General features: G+C 55.1%; 20 protein-coding genes. 9 read left to right on the forward strand and 11 right to left on the reverse strand.

All coding sequences use genetic code 11. The annotated features are described in order from the left end of the window. Positions 1 to 461: 461 nt before the first annotated feature. Genes SELIN_RS15030 through lysA form a run of 8 tightly spaced genes read right to left on the reverse strand, consistent with a single transcriptional unit; the run spans position 462 to position 6,436 of the window. Positions 462 to 1,046, reverse strand: a complete 585-nt coding sequence (locus tag SELIN_RS15030) for a hypothetical protein (RefSeq protein ID WP_013504693.1) — start codon at positions 1,044 to 1,046, stop codon at positions 462 to 464. A gap of 9 nt (positions 1,047 to 1,055) precedes the next feature. Next, a complete protein-coding gene (locus SELIN_RS15035) occupies positions 1,056 to 1,352 on the reverse strand; it encodes a hypothetical protein (protein ID WP_156787993.1) in 297 nt (98 codons plus the stop codon). Beyond that, the gene (locus tag SELIN_RS00225; protein WP_041725847.1) at positions 1,349 to 2,134 is read right to left on the reverse strand and encodes a TIGR04255 family protein; all 786 of its coding nucleotides are present in this window, start codon (positions 2,132 to 2,134) and stop codon (positions 1,349 to 1,351) included. Before SELIN_RS00225 ends, SELIN_RS15035 begins: the two co-directional genes overlap by 4 nt. Next, positions 2,107 to 2,607, reverse strand: coding sequence for a hypothetical protein (locus tag SELIN_RS00230; protein ID WP_013504695.1), 501 nt, complete (start codon positions 2,605 to 2,607; stop codon positions 2,107 to 2,109). The genes SELIN_RS00225 and SELIN_RS00230 overlap by 28 nt, the downstream gene beginning before the upstream one ends. A gap of 15 nt (positions 2,608 to 2,622) precedes the next feature. Beyond that, positions 2,623 to 3,426, reverse strand: a complete 804-nt coding sequence (dapB, locus tag SELIN_RS00235; RefSeq protein ID WP_013504696.1) for a 4-hydroxy-tetrahydrodipicolinate reductase — start codon at positions 3,424 to 3,426, stop codon at positions 2,623 to 2,625. 14 nt (positions 3,427 to 3,440) lie between these two features. After that, positions 3,441 to 4,322 carry a 4-hydroxy-tetrahydrodipicolinate synthase gene (gene dapA, locus SELIN_RS00240; RefSeq protein ID WP_013504697.1) on the reverse strand — a complete coding sequence of 294 codons (882 nt, stop codon included), beginning with the start codon at positions 4,320 to 4,322 and terminating at the stop codon, positions 3,441 to 3,443. Positions 4,323 to 4,325: 3 nt separating this feature from the next. Beyond that, complete coding sequence (dapF, locus tag SELIN_RS00245; RefSeq protein ID WP_013504698.1) at positions 4,326 to 5,195, reverse strand: diaminopimelate epimerase; 870 nt, start codon at positions 5,193 to 5,195, stop codon at positions 4,326 to 4,328. Further along, entirely contained in the window at positions 5,192 to 6,436 is a 1,245-nt protein-coding gene (gene lysA / locus SELIN_RS00250) for a diaminopimelate decarboxylase (protein WP_013504699.1), read from the reverse strand. The genes dapF and lysA overlap by 4 nt, the downstream gene beginning before the upstream one ends. 98 nt (positions 6,437 to 6,534) lie before the next feature. Here lysA and mtnP point away from each other — a divergent pair, with 98 nt between their 5' ends. Beyond that, entirely contained in the window at positions 6,535 to 7,392 is an 858-nt protein-coding gene (gene mtnP / locus SELIN_RS00255; RefSeq protein WP_013504700.1) for an S-methyl-5'-thioadenosine phosphorylase, read from the forward strand. 269 nt (positions 7,393 to 7,661) lie between these two features. Here the strand turns inward: mtnP and glnA are convergent, their stop codons facing one another. Both glnA and SELIN_RS00265 read right to left on the reverse strand, forming a co-directional pair. Continuing rightward, positions 7,662 to 9,077: a type I glutamate--ammonia ligase gene (gene glnA, locus SELIN_RS00260; protein ID WP_013504701.1), complete on the reverse strand. Its 1,416-nt coding sequence runs from the start codon at positions 9,075 to 9,077 to the stop codon at positions 7,662 to 7,664. A 65-nt stretch (positions 9,078 to 9,142) separates the two neighbouring features. Next, positions 9,143 to 9,481, reverse strand: coding sequence for a P-II family nitrogen regulator (locus SELIN_RS00265; RefSeq protein WP_013504702.1), 339 nt, complete (start codon positions 9,479 to 9,481; stop codon positions 9,143 to 9,145). Between the two features lie 397 nt (positions 9,482 to 9,878). Here SELIN_RS00265 and gspG point away from each other — a divergent pair, with 397 nt between their 5' ends. From gspG to SELIN_RS00305, 8 genes are all read left to right on the forward strand, one after another. Further along, positions 9,879 to 10,340, forward strand: a complete 462-nt coding sequence (gene gspG, locus SELIN_RS00270; protein ID WP_013504703.1) for a type II secretion system major pseudopilin GspG — start codon at positions 9,879 to 9,881, stop codon at positions 10,338 to 10,340. 13 nt (positions 10,341 to 10,353) lie between these two features. Next, the gene (gene gspH, locus SELIN_RS00275) at positions 10,354 to 10,863 is read left to right on the forward strand and encodes a type II secretion system minor pseudopilin GspH (RefSeq protein ID WP_041725848.1); all 510 of its coding nucleotides are present in this window, start codon (positions 10,354 to 10,356) and stop codon (positions 10,861 to 10,863) included. Beyond that, a complete protein-coding gene (gene gspI / locus SELIN_RS00280; RefSeq protein WP_013504705.1) occupies positions 10,847 to 11,266 on the forward strand; it encodes a type II secretion system minor pseudopilin GspI in 420 nt (139 codons plus the stop codon). The genes gspH and gspI overlap by 17 nt, the downstream gene beginning before the upstream one ends. Beyond that, on the forward strand, positions 11,266 to 11,943 hold the full coding sequence (gspJ, locus tag SELIN_RS00285; protein WP_013504706.1) for a type II secretion system minor pseudopilin GspJ: 678 nt from the start codon (positions 11,266 to 11,268) through the stop codon (positions 11,941 to 11,943). Before gspI ends, gspJ begins: the two co-directional genes overlap by 1 nt. Continuing rightward, positions 11,940 to 12,908 (forward strand): type II secretion system minor pseudopilin GspK, encoded by a 969-nt coding sequence (gspK, locus tag SELIN_RS00290; RefSeq protein WP_013504707.1) that lies wholly within the window; start codon positions 11,940 to 11,942, stop codon positions 12,906 to 12,908. The genes gspJ and gspK overlap by 4 nt, the downstream gene beginning before the upstream one ends. Before the next feature lie 13 nt (positions 12,909 to 12,921). Continuing rightward, positions 12,922 to 14,229 (forward strand): type II secretion system protein GspL, encoded by a 1,308-nt coding sequence (gene gspL, locus SELIN_RS00295; RefSeq protein WP_013504708.1) that lies wholly within the window; start codon positions 12,922 to 12,924, stop codon positions 14,227 to 14,229. Further along, positions 14,226 to 14,741, forward strand: coding sequence for a type II secretion system protein GspM (gene gspM / locus SELIN_RS00300; RefSeq protein WP_013504709.1), 516 nt, complete (start codon positions 14,226 to 14,228; stop codon positions 14,739 to 14,741). The genes gspL and gspM overlap by 4 nt, the downstream gene beginning before the upstream one ends. 147 nt (positions 14,742 to 14,888) lie before the next feature. Beyond that, the gene (locus tag SELIN_RS00305; RefSeq protein ID WP_013504710.1) at positions 14,889 to 15,266 is read left to right on the forward strand and encodes a hypothetical protein; all 378 of its coding nucleotides are present in this window, start codon (positions 14,889 to 14,891) and stop codon (positions 15,264 to 15,266) included. Between the two features lie 44 nt (positions 15,267 to 15,310). Here the strand turns inward: SELIN_RS00305 and SELIN_RS00310 are convergent, their stop codons facing one another. Then, on the reverse strand, positions 15,311 to 17,644 hold the full coding sequence (locus tag SELIN_RS00310) for a response regulator (protein ID WP_013504711.1): 2,334 nt from the start codon (positions 17,642 to 17,644) through the stop codon (positions 15,311 to 15,313). Between the last annotated feature and the right edge of the window lie 58 nt (positions 17,645 to 17,702).

The following is a 17,702-nucleotide window of genomic DNA, read 5'->3' on the forward strand; positions in this document are numbered from 1 at the left end:
TTAGATTCATAAATGGAACTGTAGTGTGCAATTTGAAATGCGGATAGTGACTTGCCAATTAATTAACAGTCATAGGCTTTCTCCTTTTTGAAGCTGCAGTGATGTATCGTGGAATCTCCTAATGCTTATACGAAAATAAAAGAGCGCACGCAATATTAAATACCTTTTTTTAAAACATTTACAGGGAGTTTAATGCGTTTGAAATTTTTGGAAGTTCTTGGCACTGGACTTAATAAGTAAAATAAATAAACATCGAATTACTCTTTTTGATTACTGAACGAGTTGAGATGTTCTCAGCGTTTATCCTGTTACTGGCATTTGTGGAACGCACTGCAAAATATATACACCCCAGTAAGCGGGGCTTACTGGGGTGTATGAGTATATATTAGTGTTTTTACTGAGAAAATGTCGTGTAGGGGATTTGTTGATTAGCGCTAACTAATACCGATGTGTTGAGTTAGTTAGTACTCCCGGTCGAAAGATTCTGCTAATCTCGTGAAATGCATGGAGAGCTTGAATAGCAATAGATAGTGTCCGTATTGTGAAAGTGAAAAAAGCCTGCTTTGGTGAATTGGTGACGGAAGGCTAGCAGCATGGTTTGAAACAATTCGGTCAAAAAAAACTATTGACTCTATTAGCTCGCCATGAGGGGGGAGATAGAAAATTTGGCTAACAGCTTGGCGCTTAATTTCAGTAGTGTGTGTGGAAATTTTTTCGGAGCAAATCTTTGCATCCCTGAGCATCGCTATATAATTTTCAAGAGGTATTAATGGGGTGTAAAGTACAAACGGAGGTAGGTATCTTCGATTTAATGCACTTATATCGCATGTATTTGAAAGAATTAACACTGGTGCATGCTTGATTTCGTTTTCCGGTAGAAAAATAACCGGAAGTTGTTTTATTCCATCGCCTTGAAAGCAGTTATCTTCATGTATGTTAGTGTATAATCGATTATCAATATTGTCAGGAAACATTGATATGTCTTTAAATAGCTTCTCTCCAGTTGTAGGGCTTAGATATTTTGGCAAGTAGCACTTATAGTCCATAGGCCAATCCTATATCAATGACCAGTATTTCGCAGCTACTACACCTGCAATTTCTTCATCCAGTTCAACAATCGAGTTTTCCATTTTCTTGGTGAAACTCATGATAATTTCATGAGGCATTGATGGTGGCTGCTGGGGGGAGCTTTCATGCAAAAGGAAAAATGATTGCTTGGCTCTGTCAAAAGGAACGCATTGTTTGGATAGTTTTACTGGTGAGTTAGGTATTGCACTAGCCTCTGTGAGTGAAGGTGTAGAGGTTGTCAATGTTGTAAATATTGCAGCAGTAACAAGTGCACTATACCTCATTGTTCACCTCCAGGTGCTGCGTTAAGCGACTCCAATAACTCATTTCCAATAAGTTCAAAAAACAATTGTTTTCCTTTTTTATGCGCTTCTTCTGTAAGTGATGAGAACTTGTTGAAAAATTCGCCTGAGTCCATTGACTTTAAAATAATGCAATCTATGTCAATTATCGATCCTAGTAAGTTTGAATCGCCAGAAAAAGCATTAACATTGCTGCCAATTTGCAAAATAATAGTATACTCACCGCTAATGAACTCAGTTCTGACACTAGTTGACTCATTGTCAATTTCTTTTTTAGCTATTTGCAGTTTTATATGCGCCTTATTAAGTATTTTTTCATTAAAGAAATTAATGTATCTGAGCCCTATTCTCTCAACACTATTAATTAAGTTGATTTCCTTTATTTCCCCTAGTACATGGTTGATATGAGTTGACCAATCATTCCAGCCAAGATATGGCTTTGTGTTAATAAATGCAATTGATCTTGGACCTAGGTTGATCCTAAGTGGGTGTTTCTCAAAGGTATACCAGGCATGATAGCGTAAACTAGGGTCTGTTCTTCGAATTTCTTCTGGTATGTTAGTTATTGGTAGAGTTGTTGTGTTTGGGTAATGACGATTCAGTGTAGGGTAGACCAACCCATAGACAGCGTCGTCAGGAACATTTGCATTGAACTGTATTTCTAAAATTGACTCGATGATGGCATCGTTTTGAAGCTTCGAAGGTAGTGTACACATGAGAATGACCTTTACTATGTTTATAGCTTCTGCAGCTGTTTCAGGCACCACTCCAGGCTTTTGATATGGCGCTTTTCATCGTCGGCGCAGGTGCGGAACCAGCTTTCCATCTGGGGGTTTTCGGCGGCGCGGGCGTGGGAGCTGCCTTCCAGTTTGAGTTTACGGCTTCCCTTTTTGCCTTCGATGAGTTTCTTGATCATTTCCATGATGTCGTTTTTATCGGTGGTGTCCTCGTCCCGCTGCACAAACCCGGCGGCGTGGCGTAGCTCTTCTTCGGCCAGTTTGCCCATGACGTCGGCGACCTGGGGGTAGCCCAGCTGTTGGGCCAGCAGACCATAGGCCATCAGGCGGGTGGCTTCCCAGGAGTCGCCGCTGATCTGGGTTTTGATGTACTGTTCCATATCCATGGTTTCACCGTTGAACTCCTCGAAGGTGTCTTCATAGGAGCAGTGGGGGCAGGTGGATGGCGATGGCTCACTGAAAGAGAGCATTCGGCATTTGTTGCAGCGGTACGTGGACATGGCGTGCTCCTGTTGTTATTTCAGGCCCAGAACATCAAACATACTGTAGAGGCCGGCGGGTTGATGGTGTACCCAGGTGGCGGCGCGTATGGCTCCGCTGGCAAAGGTGTCGCGGCTGTGGGCGCGGTGGGTGATTTCCACGCGCTCGCCGGGGCCACAGAAGAAGACGGTGTGGTCGCCGACGATATCGCCGCCGCGGATGGTCTGGATGCCGATCTCCTTTTTGGTGCGTTCACCGATCATGCCTTCTCGATGATACACGGCGTCGGTGGCCAGATCCCGCTTGAGGGTCTGAGCCAGTACCTGGGCCATTTTCATGGCGGTGCCGCTGGGGGCGTCTTTTTTGCGGTTGTGGTGGGCTTCCACCACTTCCACGTCGTAGTCGTCGCCAAAGATAGTGGCGGCCATTTCCAGCAGTTTCAGGGTCACGTTCACCCCGGTGCTCATGTTGGGGGCAAAGACGATGGGGATATGCTGAGCGGCGGCATTGATGGCTGCCTGGCCTTCGGCGCTGAGTCCGGTGGTGCCGATGACGAGGGGGATGCCGATTTTGGCCAGTCGGGGGGCGTTGCCGGCGGTGGCGTCGGCGTGGGTGAAGTCGATGACCACGTCAGCTTCGCTAAGGGCGGCTTCCAGGTCGTCGGTGATAACGATGCCATTGGTGCCGAATCCGGCGATTTCGCCGCTGTCCTTGCCCAGGTAGGGTGATGTGGGGGCGTCGATGGCGGCGGCGAGCTGGCAGTGGTCACTTTTTTCCACCAGGTTGAGTATGGTGGTTCCCATGCGCCCGGTAACGCCCATGATGGCTATTTTCAGCATATGTCTCTCCTGTGTTATGCGCGGATCAGTTCCAGGCGCGCCAGCTCTTTGGCGAGGATCTCCCGGTTGCCTGGGCTGAGGTTGGTCAGGGGCAGGCGAAATTCATCGGCACACTTACCCATCATGGCAACGGCGGTTTTGACGGGAATGGGATTGGCTTCCAGGTAGAGCAGGCGATTGAGGTGGAAGTAGCGGTCGTGGATTTCGCAGGCGGCGGCAAAGTCGCCCGCGAGGGCGAGGGCGGCCATCTGGCTCCATGGGCCGGGGATGATGTTGGATATGACGGATATGACGCCTCGTCCTCCCAGGGCCATCTGCCCAAGGGCGGTGAGGTCGTCGCCGGAGAGCAGGGTGATTTTGTCGCCACACAGGCGGCGGATCTCCGAGGCGACGATCATGCTGGAGGTGGCATCCTTGATGGCGACGATGTTGTCCAGTTCGGCGAGGCGGGCGACCGTTTCGGGCAGCAGGTCGACTCCGCAGCGTCCGGGGACGTTGTAGAGGACGATGGGAATGCCAATGCGATCCAGCTCACGGTAGTGCTGGTAGAGGCCTTCCTGGCTGGGCTTGTTGTAGTATGGCGTTACGGAGAGGGCGGCGTCGGCACCATCCTTGAGGGCGTGTTCGGTCAGGCTGATGGCTTCGGCGGTGGAGTTTGAGCCGGTTCCGGCGATGACGGGAACTCTTCCGGCTACTTGCTCAATGCAGACGCGGATTACGCGCTGGTGTTCCTCGTGGGAGAGGGTGGTGCTTTCTCCGGTGGTTCCGCAGGGAACGATGCCGCTGATGCCGTTTTCAATCTGATTTTCGATCAGCTGCCGGTACGCGTCTTCATCAAACTTGCCGTTTCTGAAGGGGGTGATGATGGCAACGATGGCTCCTTGTAACTGCTGCATACACTATACCTCTTTTTCCGTAAGCTGGAGTTTGTTGTTTATCAGGTCTGGAGTGATGGTCCCGGTGAAAAGAATGTGGGCATCGCCGGTCATGGTAACGGAATTCAGCGCTCTGTCAAAGGAAATAAACAGTTCGCCGCCGTTGGTGATAACGTGAACTTCCGTTGAAACTTCGCTGTCGTCAAGGCAGGCGACGATGGCGGCGGCGACGCTGCCGGTTCCGCAGGAGAGGGTCTCACCTTCCACGCCCCGCTCGTAGGTGCGCACGCGGATGGTATCCGGTGCTACCTTCTCGTAGATGTTGACGTTGGTTCCGCTGGCGTACATTTCGTGGAAGCGGATTTCCGGGGCCATGTTCATGAGGTCGAAGCTTTCAATATCCGACACCTGCAGCACGGCATGGGGAACGCCGGTATTGATGCTGGAGAGCAGGTATTCAGTCTTGATGGTTTTGATGGTGTACTTGCTGCGGTGATCGTGGGGTTTGGTGAGTTGAACGCCGATGAGCCGCTGCTCATCCAGGCGGATTCCGATCATGCCGGCTTCGGTGTGCAGGTTAAAGCTGTTTTCGTGCACGATGCCCTGGGAGAATATATACCGTGCTGCGCAGCGGGCGCCATTGCCGCACATTTCGGCCCGGGAGCCATCGGCGTTGTAGAAGTGCCACTGGATGTCGGTGGGGGCGTTCTGCTGGATAAAGATCACTCCGTCGGCACCGATGCCGAAGTGGCGATGGCACATGCGGGGAATGATCTCCTGGATGGAGCGGTAGTTGATGGTGCGGGCCAGGTCGTTGATGACAATGAAGTCATTGCCGGTGCCGCTGATTTTGGTGAATGAGCCGTTCCAGCCAGCATGGGAAAAAGTATTCACGATAGTTCCTCAAGTCTTGTCAGGTCTTCATAGGTTTCCCGCTGCCGGATGACCCGGTAGCGGTCGCCGCTTACCAGAACCTCTGCGGCCCGGGGGCGGGAATTGTAGTTGGAGCTCATGGTGAAACCATAGGCTCCGGCGCTCATGAGGCTGAGTATATCGCCGGGGTGGCAGGGGGGTAAAGGACGATTTTTAGCGAAGAAGTCGCCGGACTCACACACGGGGCCAACGATATCCACCACTTCCGTATTCCCCTCGCGGACCACGGCGGGGCGGATGTCATGGAAACTGCCGTAGAGGGAGGGACGGGCCAGGTCGTTCATGGCGCCGTCGACGATCAGGAATTTCCGGGAGCCATTGTCCTTGGTGAAGAGGACACGGGTGAGGAAGGCTCCGGTGTTGCCGGCGATAGCTCGTCCTGGCTCCAGGATGAGTCTGCAGGGAACTTCCTTCAGGTGCGGCGCGATGGCAGCGGCCAGCTCCGTAGGCAGTGGGGGTTTTTCCTGGTCGTAGGTGATGCCCAGGCCGCCACCCATGTCGATATATTCGATGGGAATATTTTCTGACAGCAGCTCGCGAACCAGGTTTTTAATGATGACGAAGGCATCCACAAAGGGCTCTATGGCGGTCAGCTGGCTGCCGATGTGGCAGTGGATGCCCCGCACGCGGATGCAGGAGAGACTGTGGGCGTAGCGGTAGCTTTCCAGAGCGCTTTCCATGGGAATGCCGAATTTGTTTTCCTTGAGGCCGGTGGAGATATAGGGGTGGGTGCGGGCGTCCACATCGGGGTTGACGCGCAGTGCGACGGAAGCGGTCTTGTTCAGGCGCTTGGCGGTTGCCTGCAGCAGGTCAAGCTCTTCCATGCTCTCCACATTGAACATGAAGATGTCCTCACTGAGGGCGTACTCCATCTCATCGGCTTTTTTGCCGACACCGGCAAAGAGAATCTTCTCGCGGGGGATCCCCGCCTTCAGAGCACGATAGAGTTCGCCACCACTGACAATGTCAGCTCCGATGCCCTGTTCCGCCAGAACGCGCAGGATATGAATATTGCTATTGGACTTGACGGCAAAGCAGATCATGGCATTCAGGTTGGCAAAGGCCTGGGTGAAGACCTGGGCGTGACGCTCCAGAGTTCGCTGGGAGTAGACGTAAACCGGGGTGCCCACTTCCTGTGCTATGCGTGACAGGGGCACCTCTTCGCAGTGCAGTTCGCCATTGTGGTACGTAAAAAAGTCCATAGTTAAAACACCGTTCTAGGGGGTAGTTTGACATTTAATCCTTGGGATTATATAAGAAATCCGTTGGAAATGTCCAAAAAAAGTGGAGTCGCAGCAGTATGACAAAAATTGGTATTATCGGCGGCAGCGGGCTGTACCGAATGGATGCCCTGAAGAATGTCCAGGAAGTGGAGCTGGATACCCCCTATGGCCCCCCCAGCGATATCATTGTTCAGGGAACCCTGGGTGACGCAACCTTGTTTTTCCTGCCCCGTCACGGGCGTCAACATCTCATCCCCCCCGGAGAAATCAATTTTCGGGCCAATATTTTTGCCATGAAACTTCTGGGTGTGGAGAAAATCATCAGTGTCAGCGCCGTCGGCAGTCTGCGCGAGCACATTGAGCCCGGCGATATGGTGCTGGTTGACCAGTTTATCGATTTCACCCGGGCAGATCGCCCCGCAACTTTTTTTGAAAAGGGAATTACCGGCCATGTCAGCATGGCGCAGCCAACCTGTCCCTGTCTGCGCGATGCCCTGAAGCAGGCCATTGGCTCTCTGGATGTGACCCTGCACAGCCATGGCACCTATATCTGCATGGAGGGGCCGCAGTTTTCCAGCCGCGCCGAAAGCCACATGTACCGAGCCTGGGGCGCCGACGTGGTGGGCATGACCAATATGCCCGAAGCCAAACTGGCCCGTGAGGCGGAGATCTGTTACGCCACCCTGGCCCTCTCCACCGACTACGACTGCTGGAAGGAAGACGAAGAACACGTCAGCGTGGAAATGGTTCTGGAGATCATGCACCGCAATGTGGAAAACGCCAAACAGGTACTGCAGGTGCTGGCAGCCAGAACCATAGATGCTGGCTGTCAATGCGGAAGCGCAGCGGCCAATGCCGTCATCACCCCCGCCGATGCCATTTCCCGCGAGTTGCGCGAAAAACTCTTTCCCCTGTACGGCAAGTACTGGCAATAAGGGGTTGGGAAGTTTCCTGCACTCTTTGGTTTTCAAAACGCTCTGTAACCATTCACGGCTACCCTGCGTATTTTCAGCAGGAGCGCCAGTATTCCGAGAGCGAGCCCGGATGGTGAGCGGCAGAGACGTAGGTCCTCGGACGAAAGTGAGCGTCTCTGGGAGGAATGCTGGCGCGAGTACCAACACACCGTAAAGAGTTACAACGCTGAAAAAGCCCCCGCCATTCGGCGGGGGCTTTTGTGCAGATGAAAATTCCGGGAGTGTGCTCCTCAGTAAGAGTAGTACATGCTGAATTCCATGGGGTGCGGGCGCAGGGACAATGGCTTGATCTCATTGTTGCGCTTGTAGTCACACCAGATTTCGATGATGTCAGGTGTGAACACGTCGCCCTTGAGCAGGAACTCGTGATCTTCTTCCAGGGCTGCCAAGGACTCTTCCAGAGAGCCGGGCATGGAAGGAATGGTGGACAGTTCCACGGGATCCAGGTCGTAAATATTTTTGTCCAGAGGCTGGCCGGGATCAATTTTGTTTTCAATACCGTCAAGGCCGGCCATGAGCATAACGCTGAAGGCCAGGTAGGGGTTGGCAGTGGGGTCGGGGAAGCGGATTTCCACGCGGCGCGCCTTGGGCGAGTTCACGATGGGTATGCGAATGGCGGCGGAGCGGTTACGGGAGCTGTAGGCCAGCTTGTTAGGGGCTTCGAAGCCAGGCACCAGACGCTTGTAGGAGTTGGTGGTGGGGTTGGTGAAGGCGGCGATGGCCTTGGCGTGTTTGATGATGCCGCCCAGGTACCACAGGGCCTCCTGGCTCAGGCCAGCGTAGCCGGAACCACTGAAGAGGGGCTTGCCATCTTTCCACAGGGACTGGTGGCAGTGCATGCCGCTGCCGTTGTCGCCGTAGAGAGGTTTGGGCATGAAGGTGACAGTCTTGTTGTTCTTCACAGCCACGTTGCGCACTACATACTTGTAGAGCTGCATGATGTCAGCCTGCTTGAGCATGTCGGTAAAGCGCACGTCGATTTCCACCTGACCGGCAGTGGCCACTTCGTGGTGGTGGGCTTCAACGACAATACCCAGTTTCTCCATAACTTCAACCATCTCGGAGCGCAGCTCGTGGAGAGAGTCCATGGGGGGGACGGGGAAGTAACCGCCCTTGAACTGCGGCTTGTACTGCAGGTTGGGCATTTCGTCGGCGCCAGTGTTCCAGGTACCTTCCTTGGAGTCCAGGAAATAGAATGCACCCTGGGGGGAGCTGTCAAAACGCACGTCATCAAAGATGAAGAATTCCGCTTCGGGACCGAAGTAGGCGGTGTCGGCGATGCCAGTCTGCTTCAGGTAATTGACGGCTTTGCCGGCGATATTGCGGGGATCGCGATTGTATTTTTCGGTGGTGATGGGGTCCACGATATCGCAGCAGAAGACCAGGGTCTTGCGGCGGAAGAAGGGATCGACAAAGGCGGAAGTGACATCGGGGACGAAACTCATGTCGGAGTTGTGGATTTCACACCAGCCGCGGATAGAGGAGCCGTCAAAACCCAGGCCATTTTCCAGGGTCTCTTCGCCCACTTCGCCAGCGGAAATGGTGATATGCTGCCACACGCCAAACAGGTCGGTGAAACGGAAGTCAACGGCTTCAACACCATTGTCGCGGATATACTTGGCGGCTTCATCAATACTTCTGAACATAGGGTGCACCTCGTTGTGTAATTGCGTTGAATACTCTGAAATAACAGCTTCTGTGGCTGTCAGCGTTATATGGCGTCTTCGTTGGCTTCGCCGGTTCTGATGCGCACCACGCGCTCAACGGGCAGTACAAAGATTTTCCCGTCGCCGATGCGTCCAGTGCGTGCTGTTTCCATGATCACATTGATGGCATCTTCTACCGCACTGTCAGCAACGATAAGCTCAATCTTCACCTTTGGCAGAAAGTCGATGACATACTCGGCACCGCGGTAAAGCTCGGTGTGACCCTTCTGACGGCCAAGCCCTTTGACTTCACTGACGGTAATGCCCTGAATGCCGATAGTTTCAAGTTTTTCTTTTACATCGTCAAGTTTGAAGGGCTTGATGATCGCTTCTATTTTTTTCATAACCCACACTCCTCTCGAAAGGTTTCGTAACTTGCCCTCGTTTACCTGCAACATATGGGCCAAACTCTCTCTAAGCATGAACAGAGGGTTTACACGGTTATCGACAGGAGTGGATTGCAAAAGATGAACAGAAAGTGACCATGGCGAGCATGGATTGCACAAAATTTATGCATTCGTCTTGAGCGATATTTCACTGGTACCGTGGCGCAACCTCCCCTATGCTGTCATGGAGAGTAAGGAGACAGGGATTTTCAGTCTCTTTCCGGATAGAAGTGGAGTGCCGTGTTGCCGGGGATTACCGGAAGCAGGCGGAAATTCTTTTTGAATAGTGGTGTAGTTTTTTTTATCATGTGAGCTCAGTGTGTTGCGTGAATATTACTCAGTGAGGAATACGTTTATGAAGAAATGGGTTACGGTTCGACGTGCAACAGGTGTGCACAGCAGGGCCAAAGGTTTTACGCTGATTGAAATCATGGTCGTAGTGGTGATTCTGGGTATTCTGGCGGCCCTGGTGGTGCCCAATATCCTGCAGCGTCCCGACGAGGCACGGGTCACAGCGGCCCGGGCAGATATCCGCGCCATTGCCAACGCGCTGGAAATGTACCGCCTGGATAACCACACCTACCCCAGCACCGATCAGGGACTGGATGCGCTGGTACGGCGTCCTTCCGGTTTTCCTGAAGCGCGTAACTGGAACTCCGAAGGCTACCTCAAGAATATTCCCCGCGACCCCTGGGGGAATGACTACCAGTACATCAGCCCCGGCACCCGTGCCACCTATGACCTGTATTCCTTTGGTGCCGATGGCCGTGAAGGTGGTGAGGGAGTGAATGCGGTTATCGGCAACTGGGATCTCTGATTCAGGCTTGTCGGTGAAGGGCTTTACCCTGATTGAAATTCTGGTCGTCCTGGTCATCATCGGTATTCTGGCGTCAGTCACGGTGATGACCATGGGCCAGAGCAGCGGTCAGCGGGAGCTGGAGCGTGAAGCCCGTCGCCTGCACGCCGTCTTGAAGATGGCTGCCGACGAGGCTGTCTATAATGGCCGGGAGTTGGGGTTTGCCACGGACTTTGGTGGATACGGTTTCTTTCTCTACGACCCTGCAGAAGCGCGATGGGTGGCTCTTGAAGAAGGCCCTCTCCGTCAACATGAGCTGCGATCTGAAATCCGCCTGCATCTGGAGCAGGAGCATCGTCCGGTTTTGCCGGGAGCCGTGAAGCTGAGCGACTCTGACCCGGTTCCCACCGTGCTGTTGCTTTCTTCGGGGGAGGTTTCCCCCTTTACCCTTGTGGTGGAGTGGCATGCTTCAAGTACCACTTTGCCCCACTATCGTCTTTCAACCGATGGCATACAGGATATCACTTTTGCCCAATATCCCTGAAACGCTCTTCCCCAAAAATTCCCGCACTGGCAGCCGCGGGTTCACCCTGCTGGAAGTCATGATCGCCCTGGCGGTTTTTGCGGTGGCCTCGGCGGCGCTGCTCAGTGCCCTGGGTGGCAACAGCCGTCAGGCCGCCTACCTGGAACAGCGCACCATGGCTTCATGGATTGCCCGCGATGCCATCATGGAGGTGCTGATTGCCCCCCAGTGGCCGGATATCGGGCGAACTTCCGACGAAGTGACCCTGGGTGACCGCCGCTGGGAGCTGACCCGCGTGGTGGAGGCGACGGCGTCCGAACATCTTCGGCGCGTTGAGGTTTTTGTGGCTCCCGTGGCCGGGAGCTTCGCCCTGCGCCAGCAGGATCACCTGGCTCACCTGGTGGGCTTCCGGGGAGAGCACTGATGGTACGGCGGCAGGCAGGGTTTACCTTGTTGGAAGTGTTGATTGCCGTGGCGATCTTTGCCCTGATCGGAGCCGGCTCCTACCAGGTGATGAACACCGTTTTCCGCACCCAGGAGATCACTCAGGTTCACAGCGATGAGCTGCGCAGTCTGCAGCGCGCCATGCGTTTTCTGGCCCTGGATATCGAGCAGATACACGCCCGGGGTATTCGCGATGAGTATGGCGATCACCAGCCTTTTCTGCAGCTGGGCGGCGGGCTCTATACGCTGGAGTTCACCCGGCGTGGCTGGACCAATCCCCTGCAGCATCCACGCAGTACCCAGCAGCGCGTGGCCTATGACTTTGATGGCAGCTCGCTGCTGCGTCTTTACTGGGATGTGCTCGACCGGTCCCGGGAGAGTGAGCCCCGTGTCCAGACGCTGCTGGAGGGTGTGGAACACCTGCAGGTGCGGGTGGTGGATGCCACGGGCATGTGGCATGATGTCTGGCCTCCCCTGGAGGCGCCCCAGATTCCCCAGCAGCTGATCCTGACCGGCCTGGAACTGGTTCTTGAGACCGGTACCTTCGGTGAAGTCCGGCGTGTCTTTGCCCTGGCAGCCCTGCCTCCATCGCTCTTTGATTCCGGTACGGGTGATGCCCCCCCTCCCTCCGGTGGTGAAGAAGGAGGGGAGTCGTGAAAAGATACGGGCAGCGCGGTGTGGCGCTTATCACGGTCATGCTGGTCTTTTTCATTGCCAGTACCGTGGCTGTAGCCATGCTGCAGCGCCAGCAGATGGATATCCGCACGACATCGGGCCTGCTGGATTATCAGCAGGCCCACCTGTACGCCCTGGGCGGCGAGGAGTACGCCCGACAGATCCTCTATCAGGACATGCTGGCGGATGCCGAGAGCGCCCGCTTTGTGGATCATCCCGGCGAAAGCTGGGCCGAGCCCCTGGCACCCTTTGAAGTGGAGCACGGCGCCCTGCAGGTCAGTATCCTGGATCTGCAGGGGCGTTTGAATATCAATAGCGTGGTCACGGCGGGACAGGTGAATGCTGTAGCCCTGCAGCGCCTGCGCAACCTGCTGGATGCCCTGGGGTTGCGTCCAACGCTGGCCGATGCCATAGTCGATTGGCTCGACAGCGATCAGGAACCCTTCTCTCTGGATGGGGCGGAGGATCTGGAATACCTGGATAAACCGATTCCGTATCGCACGGCCGATGCCCCCATGGGATGTCCTTCGGAGCTGCGCCTGATCCATGGACTGGAGCTCGAAGAGTATCAGCAGCTGCGCCCATTTGTGGTTGCTTTGGCGCCGGGTTATCCCGTAAATATAAATACAGCATCGGCACTCGTGTTGCGTAGCATCTTCCCGGCACTCAGTGAATCGGCGGCAGCTGAGCTGGTGGAAAACCGACCCGAGGAGGGTTTTGACAGTGTGGAGGAGTTTCTGGCACATCCGCTTCTGGCGGGAATGGAGGTCTCCAGCCAGGGGCTGACGGTCTCCAGCAGCCACTTTCAGGTGGAGACCACGGCACAGTTTGCCGGCCGCAGTGTTTTTCTGACCAGCTATATCTACCGGGATGTTGAGAGAACCTACCTTCTGGGTCGCGAGTACGGGCAGGTCGGTGGAACTCCCGCTCCCGCCGCACCTGAATAAATAAAGGATACCCATGGACACGCTTTTTCTGCAGATGTTACCGACGTCCCCTCAGAACTCCGGGGAAGCCCGCTGGATGTTCAAGGGCTACGAGGGGCCGGATCAGGTATATACAGGTCGCCTGGAGGATGTCCTGTCCTCCCTGCCGGCGGAAAAAACTCCCCGGCGCACGGTGGTGATGGTTCCTGGTGAGCAGGTGCTGCTGACCAGTGCCAGCATACCCTCCCGAAACAGCCGTTATGTTCGTCAGGCTCTCCCCTACGCCATTGAAGAGCAGCTGGCCCAGGACCTCGATGAGGTGCACATCGCCATCGGACCGCGCCGCAGCGATGGTGCTATTGCCACCATGGTTGTTGACCGTGAGCGCATGGTAAGCTGGATGGAGCGCCTGAGTGCCTGCGCCATTGCCCCCGATGTTCTGGTTCCCGATACCCTGTGCGTTCCCCCTTCCCCGCAGGGCAAAAATGCTTTGTGGCAGGCCTGGTTTGACTTTACGCCCGACAGGCAACGCTGCCTGCTGCAGACCGACCCTCTGGATGCCACCGCGGTGCATCCGTCTTCCCTTGGGCTCCTGCTGGAGGGCTATCTGCAGAGCCGCGAGTCCCAGGAAGCGTTGCCGCTGCATGTCTGGCTGCCGGACGAAAATGTCCCCCTGGAATATGCGGCCCTGGAAACGGAGCTGCGCAGTGAAAGCCGCTTCGAAGTTCACTGGAATCACTATCATGGCGATCCGTTTGCTCTGCAGTGCCAGTACTATCTTGAGCGCTTTGGCAGTGGTGCCTGTCCCATGAACCTCCTGCAGGGGGATTTTCGTGTCACCCGCAGGACGGCCGCGAATCGCCTGCCGTGGGCTCTGGCCGCAGGCGCTTTCCTGGTGTGGTTTGTGGTGGAAGTTGCCAGCGGCTTTGTGCAGGCCGCCCATGTCAACCGCCAGACCCAGGCCCTGGAAGATCAGGCCAGGCAGCTCTACCGACAGCTCTTTCCCCAGGAACAGCGTATTGTCAATATCCGGGCTCAAATGCAAAGCCACATCAACCGCGCCGGCCAGAGTGCCTCCACCGATGAAACCTTCCTGGGCCTGCTGGAAGGCCTTGGAAATCCCCTGCAGCCACTGCTGGCCGGGGGGAATGTGACCATGCGCCATATCAGTTACTCACAGCAGCGCGGAGATCTGATGCTGGAGGTGCACTTCGCCAGCTTTGAACATCTGGAGCAGTACCGTGCTGATCTTGAGAGCAGTGGCTTTGAGGCCGAAATTCAATCAGCGGTGGCCGATGGAAATATTGTCAGAAGCCGCCTGATCCTGAGGAAGCGCCCATGAAGTCCCTGATGACAACACTGAAAAGTCACCCGGCGTTCAATTCAGCCATAGTTGCCTGGCATCGTCTTTCCCGCAACGACCAGCGAGCGCTTTTGCTTCTGGCGGTTGTCGTGGTTGTTGCCATCCTCTACCTGGGGCTCTGGCTGCCCAGTCAGCGCGGCCTGGAAGAGGCCAGGCGCCAGCATGCCGTCCAGGTTGAGTTGCTGGAGTGGATGCACGCGAATCGCCATGTGGTGGAGGGGCTCGCCCCTCGCTCGAATGGCGGTGAAGCATCCACGGAGTCTCTGTTGAGGCTTGTCAGCGAAGTGGCCCGTGCCCAGGATATTGCCCTGCGTCGCTTTGAGCCGGACGGTACCACTGGCCTGCGGGTCTGGCTGGAAGGGGTTCCCTTTCACGCCTTTGCGGGTTGGGTGGAAAAACTGCAGGTGGAGCATCGCATCACTGTCAGCCAGGTTGCCGTTGACAGTGCGGGGCCGGGGATGGTGAATGTGCGGGCGGTGCTGAGCCGCTGACAGGCTGCTGAGAAAGACGATTTTTCACACAAAGCTCACAAAGGCACAAAGGAAAGACAGAAAAGGCGGGAATAAAACAGCGGCCTGTATCTTTTACGAGGCGTTTGCGGCTCTTTTTGTGCAGTCACCAAGAATGAGGAGGCCGTGATGTACAGAACAGTTTCTTCCACTGCGATGTGTGTACTGCTGATCATGGTGGCGCTGCTCCTGAGCGCCTGTGTGGCACCTGGCCAGCAGCGTTCTGCGGGCTTCTCAGAGGAACCGCTGCCGGACTGGATATTTTTCACCTCATCTTCCTATGGCCTGGAGTACGCCTCCGAGTGCGTTCCCATTGAGGCTTCCGAAGACGTGGCCCGCGAGCAGGCGATTGCCCTGGCACATGATGAACTTTCGCGTCGACAGGGGCGCATTCTGCCTCCCCACCTGCGGGACAATCCCACCTTTGAAATTGTGGAAACCCGGCGGGTTCTCTTTTCGGGAACCCCCTATATCTGTGTTCTGATGCGAATTCACGGTGGTCGCTGAGTGGTGTTGTCGTCATTTGCCTGCGGAGGTATTTCAGCAAGCTCTCAGGAGTCGCCTTTGATCCTGTGGTCATCAATGAACTGGCGCACCTGGGAAATCAGGGTTTGAGGCGGACAGGCATGTTTCTGCAGAATGTTATGCACATGCCCTTCAAGCTTGCGACAGTCTGCGGGATCAAGCTCCCTGGATGTCAGGACAATAACCGGGAGCTTGCTCCACTGGGGGTGAGCCTTCAGGTGAGCAGCAAAGGTAAACCCATCCATGACCGGCATCACCAGGTCAAGCAGAATCAATGCTGGCTGGTGTTCGGAAAGCATCTGCAGTGCGTGTTTGCCATGTTCCGCTTCTATGACTGCGTAGCCTTCCGCAACGAGCACTTCCCTGAGGGTGGAGCGGGTGATGGCGTCGTCGTCAACCACCAGGACGGGCTGCTGGTGGCCGGGGTGGCGGTATCGGCTGATTACGTCCCGCAGCACTTCCCTGTCAACGGGCTTGACCAGATACTCTGATGCGCCCAGAGAGAAGCCGGTGCTCTTTTCGTTGAGAATGGTCACCATGATGACGGGAATATGACGGGTTTGGCTGTTGGCTTTCAGCTGGCTCAGAACCTGCCATCCATCCATGCCGGGCATCATGACGTCCAGGGTGATGGCGGTGGGAAGGAATTTCTCAGCCAACTCCAGGGCCTGCTTGCCATCGGAGGCCTGGACGACACTGTATCCCTCCCTGACCAGCGAGCGGGAGATAATATCCCGCACCACAGGGTCGTCATCCACTATGAGAATCACATGTTCACCGCTACCCTGGATTGTCGTGGGAGTGGTCTTTTCGCCAGCTGGCTGCTGCGCTGGTGGCCGAAGCGTTTTTCGCGGCAGCTGGACCGTGAAGTGTGAGCCCTTGCCTGGGGTGCTCTCGACACGGATAGATCCACCCATCATATGGCAGAAGTGTTGGCTGATGGAGAGCCCCAGTCCAGTTCCTCCGTATTTGCGCGTCGTAGAAGCATCGGCCTGGGTGAAGGCCTTGAAGAGTCGATCCACCTGTTCAGGATCCATGCCAATGCCTGTATCATGGACACTCACGACGATATGCTCGCCATGGTTCTGCACCTCGACGGTGATCTCCCCCTGGTGGGTGAATTTGGTGGCATTACTGAGGAGGTTGATCAGAATCTGGCGCACTTTGGTCTGGTCAGCGTGCATCATGCCAATATCGGGACTGAGTACGAGCTGAAACTGATTGCCCTGCTTTTCCATAAGGGGAGTCATGATCGCCACCACATCGTGGAGAAGCTGCGTTATGTCAAAATCTTCCAGGAACAGATCCATTTTTCCCGCTTCAATCTTGGAAATGTCCAGAATGTCGTTGACGATTGACAGCAGGTGCAGGCCCGCCTTGTTGATCTTCTCCAGGTCCTGCTGAACGCTTTGGGTATTGCCTGCGGCGATGTCTTCCTGGGTCATTTCACTGTAGCCGATAATGGCATTCAGCGGGGTGCGCAGCTCATGGCTCATGTTGGCCAGAAACTGGGCCTTGGCCTCACTGGCTGCTTCGGCGGCAGTGCGGGCCTGCTCCAGTTCCTGCTGGGCCAGGCGCAGTCGCTTCAGCATCTGGTTGAAAGACAGCGCGATCTGGCGCATTTCTCCCTCGGCGTTGCCTTCAAACTGTACCTGGGTAGACAGGTCGCCACTGCGACCTGTGTGGCGAATGGCGTGAATGAGGCGCGCCATGGAGCGATTGATGGAGAGCGTCATGGTGGCGACGGGAACCAGCAGCAGGAAGATGATGGTCAGGACGATAAAGGCGCTCAGGCGAACCTGACCCCAGAACAGGGTATTGATCTCATCCAGGTAGACCCCACTGCCCAGCACCCAGTCCCACGGCTCGAAGTACTTGAGGTATGAGACCTTTGGCACGGATTCGCTATGCCCGGGTTTAGGCCAGAGATACTCCATGTAGCCCTGCTGGCTTGCCCTGGCAATTTCCACCGATGTCACAAAGAGCCTTTTCCCGGCAGGATCTGTATAGGATGAAAGATCCTGCCCATCCAGCTGTGGCTGAATGGGGTGCATGATCATGCGGGGATGGGTGTCATTGATCCAGAAGTACTCATTGTTTTCGTAACGCATGGAGCGCAGGAGATCTTTACTGATGCGCTGGGCTTCCTCCCGGCTCATGAGTCCGGCGCGCTCCTGCTGCTCATAGAAGCTGAGAACACTGTAGGCATTCTGTACGGCGTAGCGTACCGCATCCTTGCGGGACTCCCAGAGGCTTTTGTGGAGAGTGTTTATGGAAAGCGAGATCAGGAGCGCCATACCGGCAGCCACGATGATCACAAAGGTGATGATTTTGCCCCGGATGGTATTGAGGAGGCCCATGAAATTCTCCCAGGAAAACTGATGGTACAAACAGGTTCTGGCAGGAAAATGTTATTGC

It is taken from the genome of Desulfurispirillum indicum S5, from assembly GCF_000177635.2.
In the GTDB taxonomy this organism is placed as follows: domain Bacteria; phylum Chrysiogenota; class Chrysiogenetes; order Chrysiogenales; family Chrysiogenaceae; genus Desulfurispirillum; species Desulfurispirillum indicum.

Coding starts and splice junctions, on each gene's coding strand:
- SELIN_RS15030 (WP_013504693.1), bottom strand. CDS start 1,046: ATGGACTATAAGTGCTACTTGCCAAAATATCTAAGCCCTACAACTGGA.
- SELIN_RS15035 (WP_156787993.1), bottom strand. CDS start 1,352: ATGAGGTATAGTGCACTTGTTACTGCTGCAATATTTACAACATTGACA.
- SELIN_RS00230 (WP_013504695.1), bottom strand. CDS start 2,607: ATGTCCACGTACCGCTGCAACAAATGCCGAATGCTCTCTTTCAGTGAG.
- dapB (WP_013504696.1), bottom strand. CDS start 3,426: ATGCTGAAAATAGCCATCATGGGCGTTACCGGGCGCATGGGAACCACC.
- dapA (WP_013504697.1), bottom strand. CDS start 4,322: ATGCAGCAGTTACAAGGAGCCATCGTTGCCATCATCACCCCCTTCAGA.
- lysA (WP_013504699.1), bottom strand. CDS start 6,436: ATGGACTTTTTTACGTACCACAATGGCGAACTGCACTGCGAAGAGGTG.
- mtnP (WP_013504700.1), top strand. CDS start 6,535: ATGACAAAAATTGGTATTATCGGCGGCAGCGGGCTGTACCGAATGGAT.
- glnA (WP_013504701.1), bottom strand. CDS start 9,077: ATGTTCAGAAGTATTGATGAAGCCGCCAAGTATATCCGCGACAATGGT.
- SELIN_RS00265 (WP_013504702.1), bottom strand. CDS start 9,481: ATGAAAAAAATAGAAGCGATCATCAAGCCCTTCAAACTTGACGATGTA.
- gspG (WP_013504703.1), top strand. CDS start 9,879: ATGAAGAAATGGGTTACGGTTCGACGTGCAACAGGTGTGCACAGCAGG.
- gspJ (WP_013504706.1), top strand. CDS start 11,266: ATGGTACGGCGGCAGGCAGGGTTTACCTTGTTGGAAGTGTTGATTGCC.
- gspL (WP_013504708.1), top strand. CDS start 12,922: ATGGACACGCTTTTTCTGCAGATGTTACCGACGTCCCCTCAGAACTCC.
- gspM (WP_013504709.1), top strand. CDS start 14,226: ATGAAGTCCCTGATGACAACACTGAAAAGTCACCCGGCGTTCAATTCA.
- SELIN_RS00305 (WP_013504710.1), top strand. CDS start 14,889: ATGTACAGAACAGTTTCTTCCACTGCGATGTGTGTACTGCTGATCATG.
- SELIN_RS00310 (WP_013504711.1), bottom strand. CDS start 17,644: ATGGGCCTCCTCAATACCATCCGGGGCAAAATCATCACCTTTGTGATC.